General features: G+C 43.6%; 16 protein-coding genes. All 16 read left to right on the forward strand.

Going from position 1 to position 23,187, the window contains the following annotated elements; all coding sequences use genetic code 11:
* Positions 1 to 7: 7 nt before the first annotated feature.
* Positions 8 to 3,142 carry a sensor histidine kinase gene (locus CLV51_RS07520; protein WP_106527349.1) on the forward strand — a complete coding sequence of 1,045 codons (3,135 nt, stop codon included), beginning with the start codon at positions 8 to 10 and terminating at the stop codon, positions 3,140 to 3,142.
* Positions 3,139 to 3,903 (forward strand): LytR/AlgR family response regulator transcription factor, encoded by a 765-nt coding sequence (locus tag CLV51_RS07525; protein ID WP_158266946.1) that lies wholly within the window; start codon positions 3,139 to 3,141, stop codon positions 3,901 to 3,903. Before CLV51_RS07520 ends, CLV51_RS07525 begins: the two co-directional genes overlap by 4 nt.
* A gap of 175 nt (positions 3,904 to 4,078) precedes the next feature.
* Positions 4,079 to 5,209 carry a tRNA guanosine(34) transglycosylase Tgt gene (gene tgt / locus CLV51_RS07530; RefSeq protein ID WP_106527351.1) on the forward strand — a complete coding sequence of 377 codons (1,131 nt, stop codon included), beginning with the start codon at positions 4,079 to 4,081 and terminating at the stop codon, positions 5,207 to 5,209.
* A 38-nt stretch (positions 5,210 to 5,247) separates the two neighbouring features.
* Positions 5,248 to 6,327 carry an LptF/LptG family permease gene (locus tag CLV51_RS07535; protein ID WP_106527352.1) on the forward strand — a complete coding sequence of 360 codons (1,080 nt, stop codon included), beginning with the start codon at positions 5,248 to 5,250 and terminating at the stop codon, positions 6,325 to 6,327.
* Between the two features lie 342 nt (positions 6,328 to 6,669).
* Positions 6,670 to 7,998, forward strand: a complete 1,329-nt coding sequence (locus CLV51_RS07540) for a citrate (Si)-synthase, eukaryotic (protein WP_106527353.1) — start codon at positions 6,670 to 6,672, stop codon at positions 7,996 to 7,998.
* A gap of 29 nt (positions 7,999 to 8,027) precedes the next feature.
* Positions 8,028 to 10,196, forward strand: coding sequence for an ATP-dependent DNA helicase RecG (recG, locus tag CLV51_RS07545; RefSeq protein WP_281261515.1), 2,169 nt, complete (start codon positions 8,028 to 8,030; stop codon positions 10,194 to 10,196).
* A 161-nt stretch (positions 10,197 to 10,357) separates the two neighbouring features.
* Positions 10,358 to 13,999, forward strand: a complete 3,642-nt coding sequence (locus CLV51_RS07550) for a DUF7948 domain-containing protein (RefSeq protein ID WP_106527354.1) — start codon at positions 10,358 to 10,360, stop codon at positions 13,997 to 13,999.
* 36 nt (positions 14,000 to 14,035) lie between these two features.
* Positions 14,036 to 15,028, forward strand: coding sequence for a PorP/SprF family type IX secretion system membrane protein (locus CLV51_RS07555; protein ID WP_245898648.1), 993 nt, complete (start codon positions 14,036 to 14,038; stop codon positions 15,026 to 15,028).
* A gap of 47 nt (positions 15,029 to 15,075) precedes the next feature.
* Positions 15,076 to 16,485 (forward strand): FAD-binding oxidoreductase, encoded by a 1,410-nt coding sequence (locus CLV51_RS07560; RefSeq protein ID WP_106527356.1) that lies wholly within the window; start codon positions 15,076 to 15,078, stop codon positions 16,483 to 16,485.
* 41 nt (positions 16,486 to 16,526) lie between these two features.
* A complete protein-coding gene (locus tag CLV51_RS07565; protein ID WP_106527357.1) occupies positions 16,527 to 17,105 on the forward strand; it encodes a hypothetical protein in 579 nt (192 codons plus the stop codon).
* Between the two features lie 115 nt (positions 17,106 to 17,220).
* A complete protein-coding gene (locus tag CLV51_RS07570; RefSeq protein ID WP_106527358.1) occupies positions 17,221 to 17,898 on the forward strand; it encodes a phosphonatase-like hydrolase in 678 nt (225 codons plus the stop codon).
* A 21-nt stretch (positions 17,899 to 17,919) separates the two neighbouring features.
* Entirely contained in the window at positions 17,920 to 19,053 is a 1,134-nt protein-coding gene (locus CLV51_RS07575; protein WP_106527359.1) for a TIGR03364 family FAD-dependent oxidoreductase, read from the forward strand.
* 424 nt (positions 19,054 to 19,477) lie between these two features.
* The gene (locus CLV51_RS07580; protein ID WP_106527360.1) at positions 19,478 to 20,176 is read left to right on the forward strand and encodes an LOG family protein; all 699 of its coding nucleotides are present in this window, start codon (positions 19,478 to 19,480) and stop codon (positions 20,174 to 20,176) included.
* Between the two features lie 196 nt (positions 20,177 to 20,372).
* Positions 20,373 to 21,014 (forward strand): O-methyltransferase, encoded by a 642-nt coding sequence (locus CLV51_RS07585; RefSeq protein WP_106527361.1) that lies wholly within the window; start codon positions 20,373 to 20,375, stop codon positions 21,012 to 21,014.
* A 26-nt stretch (positions 21,015 to 21,040) separates the two neighbouring features.
* A complete protein-coding gene (locus CLV51_RS07590) occupies positions 21,041 to 22,498 on the forward strand; it encodes a glucosaminidase domain-containing protein (protein WP_106527362.1) in 1,458 nt (485 codons plus the stop codon).
* Positions 22,499 to 22,551: 53 nt separating this feature from the next.
* Positions 22,552 to 23,088: a hypoxanthine phosphoribosyltransferase gene (gene hpt, locus CLV51_RS07595; protein WP_106527363.1), complete on the forward strand. Its 537-nt coding sequence runs from the start codon at positions 22,552 to 22,554 to the stop codon at positions 23,086 to 23,088.
* Positions 23,089 to 23,187: the final 99 nt, after the last annotated feature.

The following is a 23,187-nucleotide window of genomic DNA, read 5'->3' on the forward strand; positions in this document are numbered from 1 at the left end:
TCACCCCATGATGAAAAATGTACGGCATGTCTTGTTGCATTTATACCTGCTGTTGCAAAGCGCAATCGCTTTTGCCCAGTTAACCGCCCCCTCTTTTGAACATTATACGATACAAGAGGGCCTTTCAGATAATAATGTGCTATGCATTACACAGGATAAGCTGGGATATATGTGGATAGGTACTGAAAATGGACTGAACCGCTTTGATGGTAATACTTTCAGCGTTTCTTACCATAACGCAGACAGCAATAGTATTCCGGCCAATTTTATAAGAGAGCTGAAAAAGGTAGATTCTGATAATATCGGTATCCTCACCAGTAAAGGTTTTCAATGTCTGAATAGCCAAACGCTGAAAAGCAGGAACTACCTGGTTCCTGTTCTCCCCGCATCTGATGTGCACCTGAATAGCCTGGCTGATGTAGCACAACAGGGAGATAGTGCATGGGCATTAAGCACTGCTACCGGTTTTTATGTAATGAATAAGAATGGCCGGCTTATTTTCAGATATGATCATTTTATGCCCGGCAACAGTACTGGCAATGTACTGGGAACAGGTTATGGAAGGGATGTTTTTGCACTGCCGGATGGTAATGTACTGGCCTATTACCGGGATAATGGGATTGCTTTATATCAACCGGCTATAGGAAAATATACAACGCTTGATATGAAGCTGCCTTCCGCCTGGTCTGGTTTTTATGGACCTAAAGAGGGTGGCATGTCATGTGGCCAGGTAGATGCGGATCATTTTATACTGATCAGGTTCCGCGATAACACCATCACCTGGTACAACCATCGGCTGAAGCAGGAAGTAGTGTCAACTGTACCTTTCAAAATGCTGGATAACTTCACGTACGAAAGCAGGATTTTCAGGCTCACAGACAGCACCTTCGCCGTTAATTCCGGAGTAGTAGGTTTTTATATTTTTCATCTTAACAGGAAAACAGGTGCTATTACTTTTAATAAGGAAAGGTACCTGAAAGAATATAAATGTAATTACCTGTTTGCTGATAAAGAACAGCGTTTATGGGTAGGTACCTCCATAGGACTATTATGTCAGAAGAAGACCCCACCTTTTTTTGCTGCATATTATCTGAATAACGATACGGCTGTGAGATATGCTCATTTTAACAGCATTTTTCGTTACAAAAACCTGCTTTATATCGGACATTTCTCCCGTAAAATATCCCTGACGATTGTTGATACGGCCGGTATGCATATTGTGAGGAACCTTTCTTTTTTCAGCAAAGATGCACTCTGGAATGAAGTTTATTCAATACAGCAGTATTATCCGGATACTTTGTATATCGGTACAAACGGTGGCCTGCTCTGGCTGGATACCCGTACTTACCACTATGGCAAAGTGAAGGTGCCACCTGTGATGGCAGGAAAAAACCTTTTCGTTGGACCAGTTATGTCCAATGGAGATGCCTGGATGGTATCCCCGTTAGAAGGGATCGTTATTCGCTATAATATCCGTTCCAGGGCATTTACCTGTTATACCTCCGGAACAAAACCGGCCTTGCCTTTTGATATGGCAAAACACCTGGCATATGATGCGTATGGTAATGTCTGGTTTTCTGGTCATGGTTTAGCCCGTTGGAACAACCGGGAGCAACGCTTTGATACATTGATCACCGCCTACCAGGGATTAAACAGGCAGGAAGATAATATCCTCACCATGAGCGCGGATAAAAGAGGGTCACTTTGGTTACATAGCGTAGAAAATGGGCTACAGGAATATAGAATCGGGGAAAAGAGATTTATAAATTATTCATTGGCAGAGGGGCTTCCCTCCAACGTACTGGCAAGTGTATCTAATGTTGAAGTGAAAGGGAAAATATGGTTCTTTACTACTAATGCCCGGATTGGCAACATTAACCTACAAACAAAACGGCTGACGACTTATGGGCAGACAGATGGGATTCCTGACGAAATATCCAGGGCCCGTTTTATTTACTATGATGAAGAAGCCAATAAATGTTATGCCCTTACCAGCAATTACCTGTTAGTGTTTTCACCGGACGATGCCAGGGTTAAAGTACCGGTTCATCCTATCATTATTGAGCAGATAAAGGCGTCGGGCATAGTATGTAATTATCCGGGGGATACTATCCGCTTGTCCTATGATCAAAACGATCTGGCTATCCGGTATACACAGATCAGTTATACGAAGACTGCCGGATACCATTTTTTCTACAGATTGAATAAGGATGCTGCCTGGGTACCACTGGACAATCAACGAACGATCTATATGAACCGCCTTTCGCCGGGTAAGTATATGTTCCAGATCAGATCTGCAGACCGGTACCAGGATGAACAGATCAAACAATTGTTGATCGTTATACGTCCTCCATTCTGGCAAACATGGTGGTGCAGGATACTTGCGCTGTTACTGTTAACAGGTGGCATTGTGATTGTCTTAAAATGGAGAGAGCATATATTGAACAGGGTCAACGAAGAAAAACTGAACGCCCGCCAAAAAGAACTGGAACTGGCATTGATGAATCAACAACTGGCAGAAATGGAAATGAAGGCATTGCATGCGCAGATGAATCCTCATTTTATTTTCAATTGCCTGAACAGCATTAAGGGGATGATCGTGTATAACAGGAACGCAGAGGCTTCCAGGTATTTGAACCATTTTGCACATCTGATCCGTGAAAATCTGGATCATAGCCGACGATCGTTTATTACATTGCAACAGAATATCAGTTACCTGCACCATTACCTTAAAATGGAACAACTGCGATTTGCTGATTTTGAATATGAGATGAAGGTATCCCGGCAGCTAAACACCCATAACATACACATAGCGCCGATGCTGCTTCAACCCCTGGTTGAAAATGCTATCTGGCATGGACTACAGACGCTGGAGGAAAAAAAGATATTGCAGATTACTTTTTCCAGGAGTGGTAATCAGTTGATCTGTTGTATTGAAGATAATGGTGTTGGCATCAATAATGCTGCGGCAGCGAAAGAGGAAACGTCTCATTTGTCTATGGGTGTCGATAATATCAGGAAAAGAATACTACTGCTTCGCCAGAAGTATAAAATAAACTGTCTCCTTAATTTTACAGACAAAAGCGATAAAGGTCAAGGTGAAAGCGGTACTATCGTAACGTTAATATGGGAAATAACATGATTAAAGCCATCATTACAGACGACGAGCCCCGTAGTGTGGAAACACTAAGGAAATTACTGGAACTGCATTGCCCTTCCGTACAAATTGTAGCAGAATGCAGCAATGTAACATCCGCCCGGAAACTGATAGCGGAATATCAGCCTGACTTGTTATTCCTGGATATTGCCATGCCGGGTAAAAGTGGTTTCGACCTGCTGGATGAGCTGGATGACATACACTTCGACATTATTTTTGTGACTGCTCATAATGAGTTTATGCTGCAGGCTTTCCGGTTCAGTGCAATAGATTATATTTTAAAACCCATAGATGAAGAGCTGTTGATCATGGCGGTGAACAGGGTGAAAAAGAAAATAAAGACAGCCCGGAATATGATGGCGATAGAGGCCTTTAAGTATAACCTGAAGCAAGTGCAGCATCCACAGGATATGAAGCTCTGTATTCCGCATACCAAAGGATTTTCATTGGTCGTGTTATCCGATATTATTTATTGCATGGCAAATAATACCTATACTACCTTTTTCCTGGCTAATGGTCAATCCCTGGTGTCGTCTAAATCTATCATTGATTTTGAGCTCCTGCTGCAGGATAGTTCTTTTTGTCGTATTCATAAATCTTACCTGGTAAATATGCAGCATATTAAGGAATACCTGAAAGGAGAAGGAGGGACCGTTATTATGAGTAATAATAAAGAGCTGGAAGTTTCCAGGAGGAAGAAGGAACATTTCCTGGAAAGCGTGAAGGGATATTATAAATATACTTAATCTGGCAAAATATGCTATTGTATAGTCTATTAACTGTAAATAACTAATATAAAAATTATAAATTATTGAATATGAATTGATTGTGGTGAATATAGATAAAGTTGAATAAGCTCAGCACCACATTCCTCATTCGTAATTTTCATTTCAATATCTTTGCGGCCTGAAATATTGAAGAGTGAATTTTGAACTGATAACTACAGATAGCGGCAGCAATGCCAGGGCCGGAAAAATAACTACTGCCCACGGAGAAATAGAAACACCCATTTTTATGCCGGTTGGCACAGTGGGCAGCGTAAAGGCTGTTACACAGGAGCAGCTGCGCGATGCTGTGCAGGCGCAAATCATTCTTGGTAATACCTATCATTTATATTTAAGACCTGGTCTGGAAGTGTTGTCACTTGCCGGCGGCTTACATAAATTTAATGGCTGGGACCGGCCAATCCTTACCGACAGCGGCGGGTACCAGGTATTTTCCCTGGCTGCCAACCGTAAGATCAAGGAAGAAGGGGTGGTGTTTCAATCGCATATAGATGGCTCCCGTCATCTTTTTACCCCTGAAAATGTAATGGATATCCAGCGTACCATCGGAGCCGATATTATTATGGCTTTTGATGAATGCCCGCCTTATCCGTCTGATTACCGCTATGCGCGTAAGTCTATGGACCTCACGCACCGCTGGCTGGACCGCTGCATACAACGTTTAAGCGATACCCAGCCTGCCTACGGTCATGAACAAACGTTGTTTCCGATTGTGCAGGGTAGTACCTATAAAGACCTCCGCAAGGCTTCGGCTGAATATATTGCTTCCCGCAACTGTGCCGGTAATGCCATTGGTGGCCTGAGCGTGGGAGAACCGGAAAATGAGATGTATGAAATGTGCGGACTGGTATGTGAATCATTGCCGGTAGACAAGCCCCGTTACCTGATGGGGGTGGGCACACCTTGGAATATCCTTGAAAATATAGCATTGGGCGTGGATATGTTCGACTGCGTAATGCCTACCCGTAATGGTCGTAATGGTATGTTATTTACCTGGAACGGCGTTATCAACATCCGCAATAAAAAATGGGCAACCGATTTTAATCCGATAGATGGAAACAGCGCCTGCTTTGCTACCCGCGACTATTCCAGGGCTTATCTGCGTCACCTGTTTGTGGCCGGAGAAATATTAGGCATGACATTGGCCAGTATACATAACCTTGCATTTTACCTGGAGCTGGTTCAGGAAGCCCGTCGTCAGATACTGGCAGGAACCTTCGCCACCTGGAAAACAGGTATGGTGAATCAGCTGAAAACACGCCTGTAAAAGTTCGGACTATAAAATAAACTAATATCTTTGGGGTCATGACTAAAATTGACTGGTACATTTTACGCAAGCTCATAGGTACTTTCATTTATTCCCTGATGATATTCCTATTGATTTCCGTGGTGATAGACACTACGGAAAAGGTGGATGACTTTATGAAACATCATCTGTCGCTGCATGAAATTATCGTGGATTATTATTTCGGTTTTATTCCGCATATCCTGGCTTTACTATTTCCGCTGTTTATATTTTTGTCGGTAATATTTTTCACTTCCAAAATGGCGTATCGCTCAGAGATTATTGCGATCCTGAGTGCCGGCGTGAGTTTCCGTCGTTTCCTGCGGCCTTACTGGGTAGGTGCTTTCCTGTTTGGCGGCATTTTATGGCTGGCCAACTATTGGGTAGTACCTAATGCAAACCGCATCCGTACATCGTTTGAGAATAAGTACCTGCATAGTCATGATGATGAGAAATCGCAGTACGACCGTACCACGCGTATCGACAGCTTTACCTACGTTACTTTTGGTACCTACGATCCTAATTATAAGAGCGGCAGCAATTTTATTTTGTCTACTGTTGATAAGCAGAACATGTCTTTTAAGCTGAAGGCAGATCGTATTACCTGGGATTCTACCACCAAAAAGTGGCGCCTGGACTATGTTTCCATGCGCACCATGAATGGGTTAAAGGAACATTGGACCAGCAAGCAGGATACCCTGCTTAAAATTGCGCTGGTACCAAAAGACCTGGTGGATGAAAAGAATCTCCAGGAAGCCATGACTACTCCGGACCTCAGGAAATACATCAACCGTGAATCTATCAGGGGATCGGAAGGTCTGAATACCTATTGGGTAGAGTATTATCGCAGAACAGCCGCCGCCTTTGCGGTGGTGATCCTTACCCTCATTGGCGGTATCATTGCTGCCAAAAAAGTAAGAGGGGGTAGTGGCCTGCATCTGGCAGTAGGTATCGTTATCAGCGCCAGTTACATTATTTTTCTGCAGTTTGCTACCGTGTTTTCTGTGAAAGCAGACCTGAATCCTTTGCTGGCTGTGTGGATCCCCAATATCCTGTTTGGCGGACTGGCACTTTATTTATATCGCCGGGCACCAAAATGATGCAATTACACGCAAATATTTTCCTGCTGTTATTCAAAAACCAGGGTATTTTCCTTCATAAAAATCAATTTTTAAGGTATTCTTCTTTCACAATTTTCAATTCATTCTGAAAAATTTCACATTTCTTTAATGCCATATAAATTATATTTATTTATATTAGTTAAGGTATTTTAAATCAATATTTTAAATTAGTTTTTAGGAGATGAATACTGCGATTGGTAGCCGTGTTTGTCGTTGTTAATTTGGCATTAAATACCACGAAATGGTACTAACTTCGTTAACAAATCATTACTTTTGACTATTGATCGATTTTGTTTTCATTTTTAATATCAACGCAGTAAAATGGGGTACATAAAAGAAAAGTTCAAGGTTAAAGCGGATGAACTTAACGTTGAAGTAAAGGAGCTGGTAAAGAATTACGGCACTAAAAAAATTGATGAGGGCGTAACTATTGCACAGGTTTACCAGGGTATGCGCGGTATAACCGGCCTGGTAACAGAAACTTCCCTGCTGGATGCTAATGAAGGTATTCGTTTTCGCGGGTATTCAATTCCTGAACTGAGAGAGCATTTACCAAAAGCGCCAAACGGTGCAGAACCATTACCAGAAGGGTTATTTTATCTGATGTTAATAGGTGAATTGCCTACTGAAGCGGATGTACAATATCTTTCCAGCATGTGGGGACGCCGTTCTCATGTACCTAACCATGTATTTGATGCTATTGAAGCACTCCCTATTACTGCACACCCAATGACTATGTTTACCGTAGGAATTATGGCATTGCAAACAGAATCTTCTTTTGCACATGCTTATTCCGAAGGGCTCAATAAAAAAGACTACTGGAGCGAAACCTATGAGGATACAATGAACCTCATTGCGCGTCTGCCCCGTATTGCCGCTTACATTTATCGTCGCAAATATAAAGGTGGCCAGCATATTCAGCCTAATGGCATGCTGGATTGGGCAGGTAACTTTGCACATATGCTGGGTTATTCTGACGAAGGGTTCAGAGAACTGATGCGCCTGTACATGGTGATTCACGCTGACCACGAAGGTGGTAACGTGAGCGCACATACGACGCACCTGGTAGGTTCTGCCCTCAGCGATGCTTACCTGTCATTAGCCGCTGGTATGAATGGTTTGGCAGGTCCGTTGCACGGACTGGCTAACCAGGAAGTGATCAAGTGGATCCTGCAAATGCGCGAAGAACTGGGTGGTGGTATGCCAACCAAAGAACAAATTGAAACCTACGTTCGTAAAACTTTATCAGAAGGTAAAGTTGTTCCGGGCTACGGTCACGCTGTATTGCGTAAAACAGATCCCCGCTTCAGCGCACAGATGGAGTTTGCTAAAAAACATCTCCCTAACGATGAACTGGTGAAAATTGTATGGATGGTGTATGAAACTGTTCCCCCAATTTTGAAAGACCTGGGTAAAGTAAAGAACCCATGGCCTAACGTAGATGCACACTCCGGCGCATTACTCGTTCACTACGGCCTGGTAGAATATGAATTCTACACTGTATTGTTTGGTGTATCCCGTGCACTGGGTGTACTGGCTTCCCTTTGCTGGGACAGAGCACTGGGCCTTTCCCTGGAAAGACCAAAATCTGTTACCACCGAATGGATGAAAGAATTTGTGGAAGGAAAAGTAGATGCAATAGCCGACTAGTTATAATTGTTTTTTTATAAAAGAGGCAAGTGGTGATTTTACCATTTGCCTTTTTTATTTTTGTGCTCATAAAAACCGAAACAGCTATTTCTACTTTTACACCCATATTATCAAATCCGATAGAATACCTGAAGGGCGTAGGCCCGCAGAAGGGAGAACTATTGCGCAAAGAAATTCAGATCCATACTTTTGGCGACCTGCTACAATACTTCCCTTTCAGATATGTAGATCGTACCAGGATAGACAAGATCGCTTCCCTGAGCGGTTATGAAGATTTTGTGCAGATACGCGGGAAGATCATCAATATGGTAGTGATGGGAGAGAACAGGTCTAAAAGACTGGTAGCTACCTTCAAAGATGAATCCGGCACTATTGACCTCGTATGGTTTCAGGGTTGGCAGTGGATGCAGAAATCGTTGCGCGAAAATGTAGCCTACCTGGTGTTTGGCCGTATCTCTGTATTTAACAGTGTTACCCAGTTGGCACATCCTGAAATGGATTTACTCACAGAAGAAATTGCCACCGGAAAACAATTCCTGGAACCGGTATATTATACTACTGAAAAACTAAAAGCACGCGGACTAACGGCAAAGGCTATAGGAAAACTTACCAAAACATTGCTGGAGCAATTATCCCCTGCAGAGATCAGGGAAAATATTCCACTGGAAGTATTACAGCAATACCGGCTCATGCCCAGGTCCCTGGCCTATTTTAAGATACATTTGCCCGGCAATGAAGACGAGGCCCGCCTGGCGCAACGACGCTTAAAATTTGAAGAACTATTCATCGCACAAATACGTATCTGCAGATTAAAACTGAAAAGACATAAACAATCGCATGGCTATATTTTTGGTGCAGTAGGAGAATCATTTAATGACTTCTACAATAATCATCTCCCCTTTTCCTTAACAGGTGCGCAAAAGCGGGTGCTGAAAGAAATAAGGATGGACACTGTGCATGGCCGGCAAATGAATCGTTTGCTGCAGGGAGATGTAGGTAGCGGTAAAACAATGGTGGCGTTGCTGGCTATGTTACTCGCTAAGGACAATGGCTTTCAGGCTTGCCTGATGGCACCTACCGAAATTTTGTCGCAGCAACATTTTAAAGGCCTTTCGGAGTTATTGCAAAAAATGGACGTCAACATAGCGCTCCTCACCGGCAGTATCAAAGGGAAAGCCCGCAAACAAATACTGGCTGGAATGCTGGATGGCAGCATTCATTTCCTGGTGGGCACACATGCTTTGCTGGAAAAAGAAGTACAGTTTAAGAACCTGGGCCTGGCAATTGTGGATGAGCAACACCGTTTTGGTGTGGCACAACGGGCACGGCTATGGGAAAAAAATAATATACCACCGCATATCCTGGTCATGACGGCAACGCCTATACCAAGAACATTAGCGATGACGATCTACGGCGACCTGGATGTTTCTGTGATCGATGAAATGCCGCCAGGCCGTAAACCTATTACCACTGTGCATCGTACTGAATATCAGCGACCGCAGGTAATGGATTTTATTAAGGAAGAAGTGAAAAAAGGCCGTCAGGCTTACGTCGTATATCCGTTGATTGAAGATTCAGAAAAGCTGGATTATGAAAACCTGATGAAAGGTTATGAAGAGGTAAAAGCTTTTTTTCCTGAACCTCAGTACTATATCAGTATGGTGCATGGCCGTCAGCCGGCAGAAATGCGCCAAACCAATATGCATCGCTTTGTTACCGGCGATACAAACATAATGGTAGCGACTACTGTTATTGAAGTCGGTGTTAACGTACCCAATGCCTCTGTGATGGTAATAGAGAGCACCGAACGCTTCGGGCTGTCACAACTGCACCAGCTGCGCGGCCGGGTAGGTCGCGGCGCGGAACAATCTTTTTGTATACTCATGACTGGCAACAAGTTAAACCAGGTTTCCAAAGAACGTATCAATGTAATGGTACAAACCAATGATGGTTTTATCATATCTGAGAAAGATATGGAGTTGCGTGGTCCGGGTGATATTGAAGGTACCCGCCAAAGTGGAGTGCTGGACTTTAAACTGGCAGACATTATCAACGATAAGGCCATTCTTGATGCCGCCCGCGCCAGTGCGGAAAAAATACTGGAGGATGATACCGACCTGGTGTTACCTGAAAATCAATCATTAAAAGATTTTTTAGCTGCACAACGAAGTAAATCTATCTGGAGTAAAATTTCCTGAGCGTTTTAACGTTTATTAATTTATACAGTCTAAGGTTTAGTATAAAGACAGGCGGTGCGTAATAACAGCAGTGGCTTTATGTGTGCTCCCGTAACAAATTGACAGGCTTCTGCGTTTATAGTATTATATTAGTTTTTAAGTCTAAAATAAATCTGATCCCGTTGAAATTTACCCTCCCGACCGGCCTTATTGGAATGATGATTTGCTTTTTCTTACCCGGACAGTTTGCCCAGGCACAGCGAAGTACAAACTTTACACCATTGAATTTTACTGAAAATAAAGGTCAGTGGGAAAAGGAGGTATTATACAAAACAGATTTAGATGGGGCTGTTATCTACCTGAAAAAATCAGGATTTACATTCCTGATGTATAGTCAGCAAGATATGTACGCATTGAATGAATACGTACATGGTCATTCTCACCGCGCAGATACCGTATTCATTCCCGGAAATATAAATTACAAGACTACCGCTCAACAGGGCGAAAAGCCACCCCCAAGGCCATCAGGGCAGCTACCCGATGTAAGGGGCCACGCTTACAATGTAACTTTCCTCAACGCTAATCCTGATCCGGAAGTAGTACCTGAAAAAGCACAGGAAGCTATCAGTAACTACTTTATTGGTAACGATCGCAGCAAGTGGGCCTCCAATGTTAAATCTTTTCAGGGTATCAATTACAACTCCATTTATCCGGGCATAGATGCACATATTTATTCTGACGCTTCTCAGCTGAAATATGATCTGATCATACAGCCGGGTGCTAATCCGGATAAAATCCAGTTGTCGTATGAAGGCCCCACTGGTATGGAATTGAAAAAAGGCCAGTTATATATACATACTTCTGTAGGCGATGTAATTGAACAATTACCTTTTGCTTACCAGTTTATCAATAATGAGCGCGTTACTGTAAAAGTATCCTATCGTTTAAATGATAATAAAATTGGTTTCAAAATATCCGGTGATTATAATCCCGCCTATCCGTTGGTGATTGATCCGGCATATGTTTTTTCTACCGTGTCCGGCTCCCGTTCTGATAACTGGGGCTTTACTGCCACTTATGATGATGCGGGTAATTTTTACGGCGGTGGTATTGTGTTTGGTAACGGTTACCCTGTTACACCCGGAGCAGTGCAAAGTGTTTTTAACGGGGATAAATTTGATATCGGCATTTCTAAGTTTTCTGCAAATGGTAACCGTCTTATTTATGCCACTTATGTGGGCGGCAACGGACTGGAACAACCACACAGCTTATTTGTAGATCCGCAGGGAGAGCTGGTAATTTCCGGAAGAACTACTTCTACTAACTATCCTGCTGATGCCTTGCTGGGGCCAAGAGGAGGATGGGATATAGCAATAACAAAATTAAATGCTACAGGTACCGGTATCATTGGTTCACTGGTCATCGGAGGCAGTGCTGATGATGGCGTGAATATGAGAGAAAACCGTGAAGGTGGCGATTGGGTACTCTTGCGCAATTATGGCGATGATGCACGTAGTGAAGTAGTGATAGACAATGCCGGCTATATTTATGTAGCCAGCTGTACCCGTTCCAAAGACTTTCCGGTAACACCCGGTGTTTTCCAGGGACAGAATAACGGTTTACAGGATGGTGTGGTCCTGAAAATAAATCCATTATGTAAAGGGCTGGTATGGGCCAGTTACCTGGGAGGCTCAAAAGAAGATGCCGCTTATGTAATTGCCTTAAACGGCCTCAATACCTTGTACGTGGCTGGCGGTACAGCCAGTACCGATTTCCCGGTAAAAGGAGGTGTTGTTTATCCTAACTACCGTGGTGGTGTATGCGATGGTTTTATTGCACATATCGCTAATGACGGTAGCGCTATTTTACAGGCTACCTACCTGGGATCTGATGATGCCGCTGCTGATCAGGTATATGGTATTCAGCTGGATAAAAATGGATATGTATACGTAATGGGTACTACCGAAGGAACCTGGCCGATTAAGCTATTATCGGCCAATTCATATAATAATAACTCCCTGCAGTTCATCACTAAACTACAACCGGATCTTTCTTCGCTCGTTTATTCTACCACATTTGGTAAGTCCAGGAATCTGGCTGGTACACCGGCTATTTCACCTGTTGCTTTCCTGGTAGATCGTTGCGAAAACGTATATGTATCCGGCTGGGGTGGTGGTATTAATACAGCCCTGCATTATCCTAATTCCGGTACTACAGGGATGCCGATCACTCCGGATGCATTGCAGCGAACAACGGATGGAATGGATTTCTATTTCTTTGTGCTGAAACGCGATGGCATTAGTCAGTTATACGGCAGCTATTTTGGTGGTTCCGGATTATACGAACATGTGGATGGTGGTACCAGTCGTTTCGACAGGAACGGTATTATTTATCAGGGTATTTGTGCCTGGTGTAATGTAAATGCCAACGGTACTAAACCACGATATCCTACTACACCGGGAGCCTATTCCAGCACACCACCACCAGGATGTAACTTTGGTGCCCTGAAAATAGCTTTTAACCTCGATGGTGTAAAAGCAGGTATAAAAACCCTCGACCGCAGAAAAAATTATTGCGTACCGGAAACGATCACTTTTGTAGATACCACCAATTTGCCGGCAGATAAATGGGAATGGACTTTTGATGATGGCTCCGCACCGGAAATAGGAAGAGATACCATTAAGCATACTTTCACAAAAGTAGGTACCTACCACGTACGCCTGGTGAAATTTGATCAGAACACCTGTAATTTTTCAGATACAGCCTATATTGATGTGAAACTGGGGACTAACAGAGCTGACCTGCAGTTTACAGGCACCAGGCAGGCACCTTGCGACAGTTTAAAATACCTGTTTTTAAATAATTCAACCCCGGCCGGACAGTTTACCGACAGCTCATTCATCCTTAATATGGATGATGGCTCAGCGCCGGCATATGTGGGGCCAACTAAATTCCCTTACATCCATTATTTCAAAACTGCCGGTACTTACAATGTTACACTGACACTGATAGATACCAACTTCTGTAATGCGCCACAAACAATAACATTACCACTGCGTGTAGCCATTAACGTGACCGCGCTGTTTAATGTACCGGATACGGTTTGCGTAGGCGCCACCTTACAAATGGACAACGTATCCCTGGGAGGTGAAAGTTTTCAATGGAGCTTCAGCGACGATAATAGTACTTCTACAGCTGCTTATCCGGTGCATACCTTTAGTAAGGCCGGCCCTTGTAAGATTAAGCTGGTTGTAGTAGATCCGAATACCTGTAATAAAATAGACAGTATTACCAAAATAATATTGGTTGCACCACCTCCAAAAGCAGATTTTGACTACTCGCCCACCAAGCCAATAGAAAATACACCGGTAACATTTATTAATACGTCTATCGGGGCTGATCATTACCTGTGGAACTTTGGAGACGGAGATACTTCTTCTGCCGTGAATCCGCAACACCAATACCTGAAAACAAATTCTTATTCTGTTTGTCTTACTGCTACTAATAAAGAGGGTTGTACAGATACTAAATGCAGTCCGGTGAGCGCAATTGTAGTACCGTTATTTGACGTACCTACTGCTTTTGCACCAAACGGATTAAATAAGATTTTTTATGTGAAAGCATTTGGTGCCACCAAATTCAATCTTAAAATATTTAATAGATGGGGACAATTGGTTTTTGAAAGCTCCGATCCAAGAATCGGCTGGGATGGCCGGTTTAAAGGTAATCTTCAACCCATGGATGCTTATGCCTATATCGTAAACCTCGAGTTTACAGATGGTACCAAAGGTAATAGATCAGGGAGCGTAACTTTGTTAAGATGATGAGCCATGAATCAGATCGTTAAAATTTCAGCATGTTTGGCTATACTGATAGTCGTAGCTATCAGTGGGTATGCACAGGATCTGCACTTTTCGCAGTATTTTAATTCGCCGTTAACCACTAACCCGGCTAATACAGGTTTTATTCCCGATGGAAATTATCGGATAGGTATTAACTACCGTGACCAGTGGGCTACCATTCCGGTGCCTTACAAAACCATGTCAGTATACGGCGATTTCCAACTGTTCCGCGACAAACTGGAATACGGATGGGTAGGTGTAGGCGGTGTAATCCTCCGCGATGTGGCGGGTAGCGGTAACCTTACTTCTACCAAAGGTTATGCGTCTATTGCATATCATCAGTTATTAGGACAAAGCAGTTTGTTGTCACTGGGCTTCAATGCAGGATCTGCTAATAAGCGGGTAGATATCACCAAACTTACTTTCGGTGATCAGTGGAACGGAAAATTCTTTGACTCACAAATGCCCACAGGAGAGCCTATTACGCAAACCAGCATTAATTATTTTGATTTACAGGCGGGTATGAATTACGCTTACTTTCCAACAGAAAATATATACATCAATGCAGGTTTCTCTGTACAGCATATCAATACACCAAGGGAAACCTTTTACGATGGTAACAACGTAGTGCCACGCCGTTATATCGGATTCCTGAATGCCAGTATCAAAATGAGTGATATGGTGATCATCAATCCCAGTGCATATTACGCCACACAGGCTGGTGCAAGGGAATATATGCTTGGCATGAATGCGGCTTACAATCTCTCCGGCGACGGTGCTAAGCAGGTATTCGGTGGTTTGTACTACCGGGGAAATGATGCCGCCATATTCCTGGTGGGCTATCAGCTGAATAACATAAAAATGATGTTTAATTACGATATTACCACATCAGGGTTATCTTCCGCTAACAGCCGCCGTGGTGCTTATGAAATAGGTATTGTTTACACAGGTTTATACAAGAACAGGAGCTTTAATAGTGCTAAGCGAGCCACTCTCTGCCCTTCTTTTTAATCTGCCGGATATTACCACCTAACCGGCTTTATGATTATTTTTGTTACATGACAACGTTTAATAAGGTAACTGCTGCTCATATAGCGGCATTACGTGAAATAGCGGGAACGCAATATGTATTGGCTGATGAGGAAAGCATGAGCCGTTATGCACAGGATGAAACGGAAGACCTGCACTATCTGCCGGAAGTAGTTGTAAAACCAAATACCACAGCACAGGTAAGTAAAATTATGCAGTTATGCAGCCAGGAACTGTTGCCTGTAACACCACGTGGTGGCGGTACAGGGCTGAGCGGCGGTGCGTTGGCCCAATTTGGAGGCGTGCTTATTTCCATGGAGCGTTTTAACCGCATCATACAAATTGATGAAAGAAATTTGCAGGTAACTACAGAGCCAGGCGTGATTACAGAGGAATTGCAAAATGCAGTGAAGGAGAAAGGTTTATTTTATCCACCGGATCCAAGTAGCCGGGGTACCTGTTTTATAGGTGGCAATATTGCTGAAAATTCTGGTGGTCCCAAAGCCGTAAAATATGGTGTGGTAAAGGATTATGTCCTGAACCTGGAGTTGGTATTACCCAGCGGGGAAGTGATATGGACCGGTGCCAATGTATTAAAAAACGCTACCGGCTACAACCTTACGCAGTTGGTAGTAGGCAGCGAAGGTACATTGGGCATTGTTACAAAAATAGTATTGCGGTTAATCCCTTTGCCTAAAAATGATTTGCTGATGCTGGTGCCTTTCCGTTCTGCTGAAAGCGCCTGCGCTGCAGTGAGTGCTATTTTCCGCGCAGGGTTTACACCTTCTGCTATGGAGTTTATGGAAAGAGATGCACTGGAATGGGTATCGCAATATGTACAAAGCAGTTCAGTTAAAATTGAAGAGGATATACAGGCGCATTTACTGATAGAAGTAGATGGTAATTACCCGGAAGTGCTGATGCAGGAAATGGAAGGAATAGCCACAGTGGTAGAAGGTTTTGATATCGGGGAGATATTGTTTGCGGAAGATTCCCAGCAAAAGGAAGAACTCTGGAAACTCCGTCGTCGTGTAGCCGAAGCCGTTAAAGCGAATTCTGTTTATAAAGAAGAAGATACTGTGGTACCGCGCGCAGAATTGCCGGTATTACTGAAAGGGGTAAAAGATATCGGGAAAAAATATGGTTTTCATTCTGTATGTTATGGGCATGCCGGTGATGGAAATCTGCATGTAAATATCATCCGGGGCACCCTCACGGAAGAACAATGGAATGGTACACTCAGGGAAGGTATACGCGAAATATTTGAACTGGTAAAACAGTTGGGAGGTACTATCTCCGGAGAGCATGGTATTGGGTTGGTGCAGAAGAGCTATATGGATATTATTTTTGACCAAACTTCCATGAAGCTCATGAAGCAAATAAAGCAGATATTTGATCCGAAAAATATCCTGAACCGGGGTAAAATATTTGATTGTTAAACCTTGGGCCCGGTAAATAGTTAAACTTAATAAATCAGAGTATGAAACGCTTATTGTTGGGTCTTTTCTTTCTGGCAGGTATGCAGATGGCACATGCCCAGTATTATAAAACAGATACATCCGCCCATAAGGGTTTTGATCATTCCCGCCTGATACTGGGAGGTTCTTTGGGAATGGTGTTTGGTGATTATACCAACGTAGATGTTTCTCCGCTGGTGGGTTATCGCTTTTCCGATTATATTGCTGCCGGTATCAATGTAAATGCTCAGTATGGGAGTTTCAGATCACGGGATTATAATGGTAATACGCTGCAGCGTGATAAGTATACCATCTTTGGTGGTGGCATCTGGGGTCGTGTATATCCTATTCCTATGTTGTTTGTACATATACAGCCGGAGTATAACTTCATTTCACAAACGTCTACTTATTATACGGACCCCAAACAAACGTTGAAATCCAATTATGGGGTGCCTAGTTTATTAGTAGGTGCGGGCTATACACAAAGTGTGGGAGGCCGTGTGGGTATTGGTATTTCTGTATTATATGATGTGATCCAGGATAACAGATCTCCTTATCGTAATAGCCTGATCTATAGAGTAGGCGCGGGTCTTGGTTTTTAGCAGGTATAGCGGCCTTCGGGCCGCTGCCAATATTAACCGCATGTTAAATGTTTATAAATGCTAAACTTTATTTTACTCAGTCCTTATCTTTGCGCCATATTAATCATAAGGAAAGATGGGAATAGCGTTAGCAGTTTTTGATATTGCAGGTACTACCCTGCACGATGAATCCAATGTAGCATTGGTTTTACAACAAACCATACAGCTGGCAGGTGTTGCCGTAACGCTGGAGGAAGTAAATGAAGTAATGGGATATGCCAAGCCATATGCCATCCGTTATCTGTTACAACAAAAAAAGGATAGCCGTTACAGTGAAGATGCATTTATCCAGGAGCTGCATACCCGCTTTGTAGCTGACATGAAAGCACATTACGCTAATCACCCTACTGTTCGCGAAAAGGAAGGCGTATCCGCCGTATTTGCCGCACTGAAAGCAAAGGGTATCAAAGTGGCGCTGGACACAGGCTTTGACCGTGCCATCACCAACGTGATCGTAGAAAGAGTAGGCTGGCAGCAGAAAGGTTTGATTGATGCTGTAGTTACCAGTGATGAAGTACCTCATGGCCGTCCGTACCCATATATGATCTATCGTATCATGGAGGAACTGGAAATCCGCAGTATACAATCCGTAGCTAAAATAGGTGATACTACTTCCGATCTGGAAGAAGGTACTAACGCAGGTTGTCGTTATGTAATAGGTGTTACTACAGGTGCGTACTCCCGTGAGGACCTGGAAAAAGGTCCGCATACCCACCTGGTGGCCTCTCTGGATGAATTACTCTCCATTCTTTAATCTTTTCTACATTCGTATATCATGCAACAACAACAGGCAGATGTAGCTGTAATAGGTGCTGGCATAGTAGGTTTGGCTATGGCTTATCACCTGGCTGCCAAAGGAAAAAAGGTAGTTTTATTTGAACGGAACAGTAAGGCCATTAGTGCTTCTATCCGCAACTTCGGACTGATATGGCCCATCGGGCAAACAGCCGGTAAAATGTACGACCGCGCCATGCGTAGCCGCCGTACCTGGAAAGAGTTGTCTGCCGCTACTGGACTGCAATGTAACGAAACAGGATCATTGCACCTTGCATATGAAACAGATGAACTTGCCGTGCTGGAAGAATTTGCATTGGCAGCACCAGGCAATGGTTACAAATGCGAACTGATTACACCGGCGCAAATAGGAAAATATACACAGGCTATCAATACAAATGGACTGAAAGGTGCCTTGTGGAGTGATACGGAAATGACGGTAAACCCGCGACAGGCAAGTGCTGCCATCGCAAAGCACCTGGAAGAAAAAATGAACGTAACGGTTCGTTTTGGTACCGCTGTTAACGGCATCAACATGCCGTTCATTGAAACAAAAGAAGAAAAGTGGAAAGTAGAAGAAGTATTTGTGTGCAGTGGTGCCGACTTCGAAACGCTTTACCCGGCAGCATTTGCAGCGGCCCCTTTGAAAAAATGCAAACTGCAGATGATGCGTACCATCCCGCAACCGGGCAACTGGCAACTGGGACCCGCACTGTGCGCTGGTTTAACGCTGGCGCATTATGGCTCTTTTGAAAGCTGTAAAACACTGGTGCCGCTGAAAGAACGCTTTGCACAGGACATGCCGGATTATGTAAAATGGGGTATTCACCTGCTCATCTCGCAAAACGGCGCAGGAGAACTGACTATCGGTGATTCACATGAATATGGTCCGGACTTCGAACCATTTGATAAAACATTCATCAATGATCTGATCCTGAAATATATGCACACTTTTCTGCAGGCACCCACTTATACCATCCAGGAACAATGGCATGGTATCTATCCTAAACTAACCAACGGGCAAACGGATTTAGTTTTTTCTCCGGAAAAAAATGTGACTGTAGTGAATGGTATGGGCGGCGCTGGTATGACCCTGTCATTCGGGCTGGCAGAAGAGATTACAAAGAATTTCTAAATCCCGTAAGGGTGTTTCATAAACAATACACAGCAAGCGGTTTTCTAACTGCTTGCTTTTTTTGTGCATAGACGGACTTCGTGTAAACACGATAAATTTAAATTAGGTGGTTGGGGAAATAATTTATAAATTAAGTGTAGATTTTACGTTATGCAAATACCCGTCGGTTCAAACGATAATAGCCTTCGACACTTTTTTCAACAATATTTATTTCGTAATTGCCAGCATTAGCAACGTTTCTGCAGCGATGTCTTATAAGCATCGCTGCACGTTCATAACGTGTTAAATGTAAAGCAGGTTTCTTTATAGTTACCTGCTTTTTTTTGTCTGAATACCGATCGCTGTAAGCCAATAATTATATAAATTACATTGTTCCCCATGTTTGCATAATGGGAGTGTTTAAGGCATTAAAAACAGCAATTGCATGAATGATAGTTTAAAAAACCTCAAAGAAAGAGACTGGACGGAGACGAGAGCGCATTCCAGCTGGCAGATATTCAAGATCATGGCGGAGTTTGTAGAAGGCTTCGAAAAACTGGCAAAAATAGGCCCCTGTATATCCATATTTGGTTCGGCACGTACAAAACCCGGCAACCGTTATTATGATCTGGCCCAGGAAATAGCCACCAGACTGGCTGAAGAGGGCTTCGGTATTATTACCGGTGGCGGTCCTGGTGTAATGGAAGCAGCCAATAAAGGCGCACAGGCAGCACATGGTAAATCAGTAGGCGCCAATATTTCCCTGCCCCATGAGCAAAACCCCAATCACTTCATTGATCCTGAGAAAAGCCTCAACTTCGATTATTTCTTTGTGCGCAAAGTTATGTTCACCAAATACTCCCAGGGCTTTGTGATGATGCCGGGCGGCTTTGGTACCATGGATGAATTTTTTGAAGTAGCCACCCTCATCCAAACCAAGAAAATGGAAGAAACGCCTATGGTACTGGTAGGTCGTGAATATTGGAGCGGGTTGCTGGACTGGATCCGCACCGTAATGATGGAAAAAGAAAATAATATTAATCCACAGGATCTGGGATTGCTGAAACTGTTTGATACAGCAGATGAAGTGGTGGAATATTTCCGTGTATTTTATACTACCAACAAACTAAGGCCGAATTTCTAGCCGTTAGCACTTAGCTTTTAGCAATTAGCAGTTAGCCGATCGGAGCGGACATACCCGTATGTTAATCTTGGGGAGAATAAAATCTTTAAGAATAACGTTAATGGATATATCCACTCCGATCGGCTAACTGCTAATTGCTAAAAGCTAACTGCTGATAGCTAAACGCTTTTTCCTTAGCTTTGCAGAAATTTTATATATGGAGCTCATACCGGCAGCAGTGGAGGCCTTTTCAGAAAAATATACAAGTCCGGAAAGCGGATTAATGTACAAACTGAACCGGGAAACACACCTGAAATTTGAGTTGCCGCATATGTTGAGCGGTCAGGTACAGGGAGAATTCCTGCGTATTGTAAGTCATATGATTCGTCCGCGCCGCGTATTGGAACTGGGCACTTACACCGGATATTCTGCTATATGCCTGGCTGCAGGCCTTACGACTGACGGTATATTACACACAATAGATGTAAATGAAGAGCTGGAAACGCTTTGCCACCAATACTTTGAGGCAAGCGGTAATGCTGATAAAATTAAGATGCACATTGGTAAGGCCGCTGACATCATCGCACAATTAGACGAAGTATTTGACCTGGTATTTATAGATGCAGACAAAGCCGGTTATGTACATTATTATGATCAGGTATGGGATAAATTGCGTCCCGGCGGATTTATCCTGGCAGATAACGTACTGTATCACGGTCAGGTACTGGCACCGGAAAGTGAACAGGGTAGTCAGGCAAAGGCCATGGTGCGGTTTTGTGAGAAAGTATTGGCAGATGATCGTGCCGAGCAGGTATTACTCACCATCCGCGATGGAGTGCTGATGATCCGAAAGAAATAAACATTGCCCATTAAATTCGAACATACATGCAAGTAAGAAAATTCTTGTTGATAGTCAGTTTTCTTATTGGCTTCGTAACACTGCTGCAGGCGCAAAACATGACCACGCAGCAGTATATTGCCACCTATAAGAACTTAGCTATTGAAGAAATGCGCCGATCAGGCGTTCCTGCCGCTATTACACTGGCGCAGGGTGTTGTAGAATCACAGTCCGGCAACGGAACCCTGTGTTTACAATCCAACAACCACTTCGGTATTAAATGCAAAAATACCTGGACCGGCAAAACCATCAAATACGATGACGATGCTGCCCAGGAATGTTTCCGGGTATACGAATCTGCCAGCGACTCCTATAAGGATCACTCAGATTTTCTGCACAATAATCCCCGTTATGCTTTTCTTTTTCAGTTTAACGGCGATGATTATAAATCCTGGGCTTTTGGACTGAAACAAGCCGGATATGCTACCAACAGAACCTATCCACAGCAGCTGATTAAAATAATTGAGGATAATAACCTGCAGCAATACACGCTGATTGCAATGGGTAAAGCAGCTCCCGAAACCGGCGATGGAACGGATATATATGCGGTTACCCCCGGCAAACAGGAGAACAAAACATCTCCTTCAAAACATTATAATTCACGTAATAAACCAGTTGCCGGTAACTATCCCAAAGGTATATTTGACATCAATGGCCGTAAGGCGGTGTATGTACGTGCAGGTACTTCCCTGATCCAGGTAGCCGATCAGCGTAATATTCGCTTGCGTAAGCTGGTACGTTTTAATGACCTGGAAGATGATAGCCCGCTGCCTAAAGACATGATCCTCTTTCTGCAAAAGAAAAGTAAGAGAGGAAGTAAAGAATTTCATAATGTGGCCAGCGGCGAATCTATACATGATGTCGCCCAGGCCGAAGGCATACAGCTAAGGTGGTTACGCCGCCGCAATAAAATGCATGAAGGCGAAGAACCCGCTGCAGGCCAGCGTTTAACCCTCGACGGTTTCGCATCCAATGCTCCCCGGTTAGCTAAAAGTACCCGTGTGCTGAAAGAAGAAGACCAGGAACCACCGGAAGACTTCTCTCCCCGTAAGGCAATAGAGAATATGAAAGAAGAGATAGCGAAGGCTACCCCCGCAGGTGGTACCGCTGTTCCTGAGGCGAAACCACAGCCACAAACACAACAGCAGCAGCAGGGCGGCGTGCCTGTGGCCATGATAGAAGACCTGAAGAAGGCAGGACAGGTAACCACTACCAATGGTTCATCTGCACCCAAAGCTTCCATGCCGCAACCAGCTGCGCAGCCACCGGCAACGCAGCCGGCACCAGTACAAAAGACAGGCATGCAGTACCATGATGTGCAACCTAAGGAAACACTGTATGGCATTGCTAAAATGTATAACAGATCTATCACTCAGTTACAGGAGTGGAATAATTTGCAGGGCTTCGATATTAAAATAGGACAGCGCCTGTTGGTGAATAAGTAAGCAGTGATCTTTTTTGCGCTTACAATTGTTAAATAAGGAAATGAAGAAGTATTATGTCGGTAATTCAGGTGCATGACAAAAGATTCCAGCCCTATATCGGTGCAACAGAGCTGCAGCAGCGAATCAAAGAGATGGCGGATCAAATCAACAATGATCTGAAGGGAGAGCGCCCTTTGTTTATTGCCATCCTCAACGGCTCCTTTATGTTTGCCGCGGATATGTTTAAATATCTCAATATAGATGCGGAGATATCATTTATTAAACTGGCTTCCTACAAAGGCACCAAATCTACCGGTAATGTAATACAGGCCATCGGTTTGGACGAAGACCTCTTTGGCCGTACCGTGGTAATACTGGAAGATATTGTGGATACCGGCAAAACACTGAGCCAGTTCCTGCCACAGCTGGACCATCAGCAGCCTAAAAAGTTATTGGTTGCTTCCCTGCTCACCAAGCCGGAAGCCATGGTATATCCCATTAAAATTGATTACCTGGGCTTTTCCGTACCCAATAAGTTCCTGCTGGGCTACGGACTGGACTATGATGGCTTAGGCCGCAATCTGCCGGAAATTTATCAGCTGGTAGAGTAGTTTTTCACGCAAAGACACAAAGTAGCAAAGGCGCAAAAGGATTATTAAAAATCTCTTTGCGCCTTTGCTACTTTGTGTCTTTGCGTGAAAAAAAATAGT

The sequence above is a fragment of the Chitinophaga niastensis genome, from assembly GCF_003014755.1.
In the GTDB taxonomy this organism is placed as follows: Bacteria; Bacteroidota; Bacteroidia; order Chitinophagales; family Chitinophagaceae; genus Chitinophaga; species Chitinophaga niastensis.

Coding starts and splice junctions, on each gene's coding strand:
- CLV51_RS07520 (WP_106527349.1), top strand. CDS start 8: ATGATGAAAAATGTACGGCATGTCTTGTTGCATTTATACCTGCTGTTG.
- CLV51_RS07525 (WP_158266946.1), top strand. CDS start 3,139: ATGATTAAAGCCATCATTACAGACGACGAGCCCCGTAGTGTGGAAACA.
- CLV51_RS07535 (WP_106527352.1), top strand. CDS start 5,248: ATGACTAAAATTGACTGGTACATTTTACGCAAGCTCATAGGTACTTTC.
- CLV51_RS07540 (WP_106527353.1), top strand. CDS start 6,670: ATGGGGTACATAAAAGAAAAGTTCAAGGTTAAAGCGGATGAACTTAAC.
- CLV51_RS07560 (WP_106527356.1), top strand. CDS start 15,076: ATGACAACGTTTAATAAGGTAACTGCTGCTCATATAGCGGCATTACGT.
- CLV51_RS07565 (WP_106527357.1), top strand. CDS start 16,527: ATGAAACGCTTATTGTTGGGTCTTTTCTTTCTGGCAGGTATGCAGATG.
- CLV51_RS07570 (WP_106527358.1), top strand. CDS start 17,221: ATGGGAATAGCGTTAGCAGTTTTTGATATTGCAGGTACTACCCTGCAC.
- CLV51_RS07575 (WP_106527359.1), top strand. CDS start 17,920: ATGCAACAACAACAGGCAGATGTAGCTGTAATAGGTGCTGGCATAGTA.
- CLV51_RS07580 (WP_106527360.1), top strand. CDS start 19,478: ATGAATGATAGTTTAAAAAACCTCAAAGAAAGAGACTGGACGGAGACG.
- CLV51_RS07585 (WP_106527361.1), top strand. CDS start 20,373: ATGGAGCTCATACCGGCAGCAGTGGAGGCCTTTTCAGAAAAATATACA.
- CLV51_RS07590 (WP_106527362.1), top strand. CDS start 21,041: ATGCAAGTAAGAAAATTCTTGTTGATAGTCAGTTTTCTTATTGGCTTC.
- hpt (WP_106527363.1), top strand. CDS start 22,552: ATGTCGGTAATTCAGGTGCATGACAAAAGATTCCAGCCCTATATCGGT.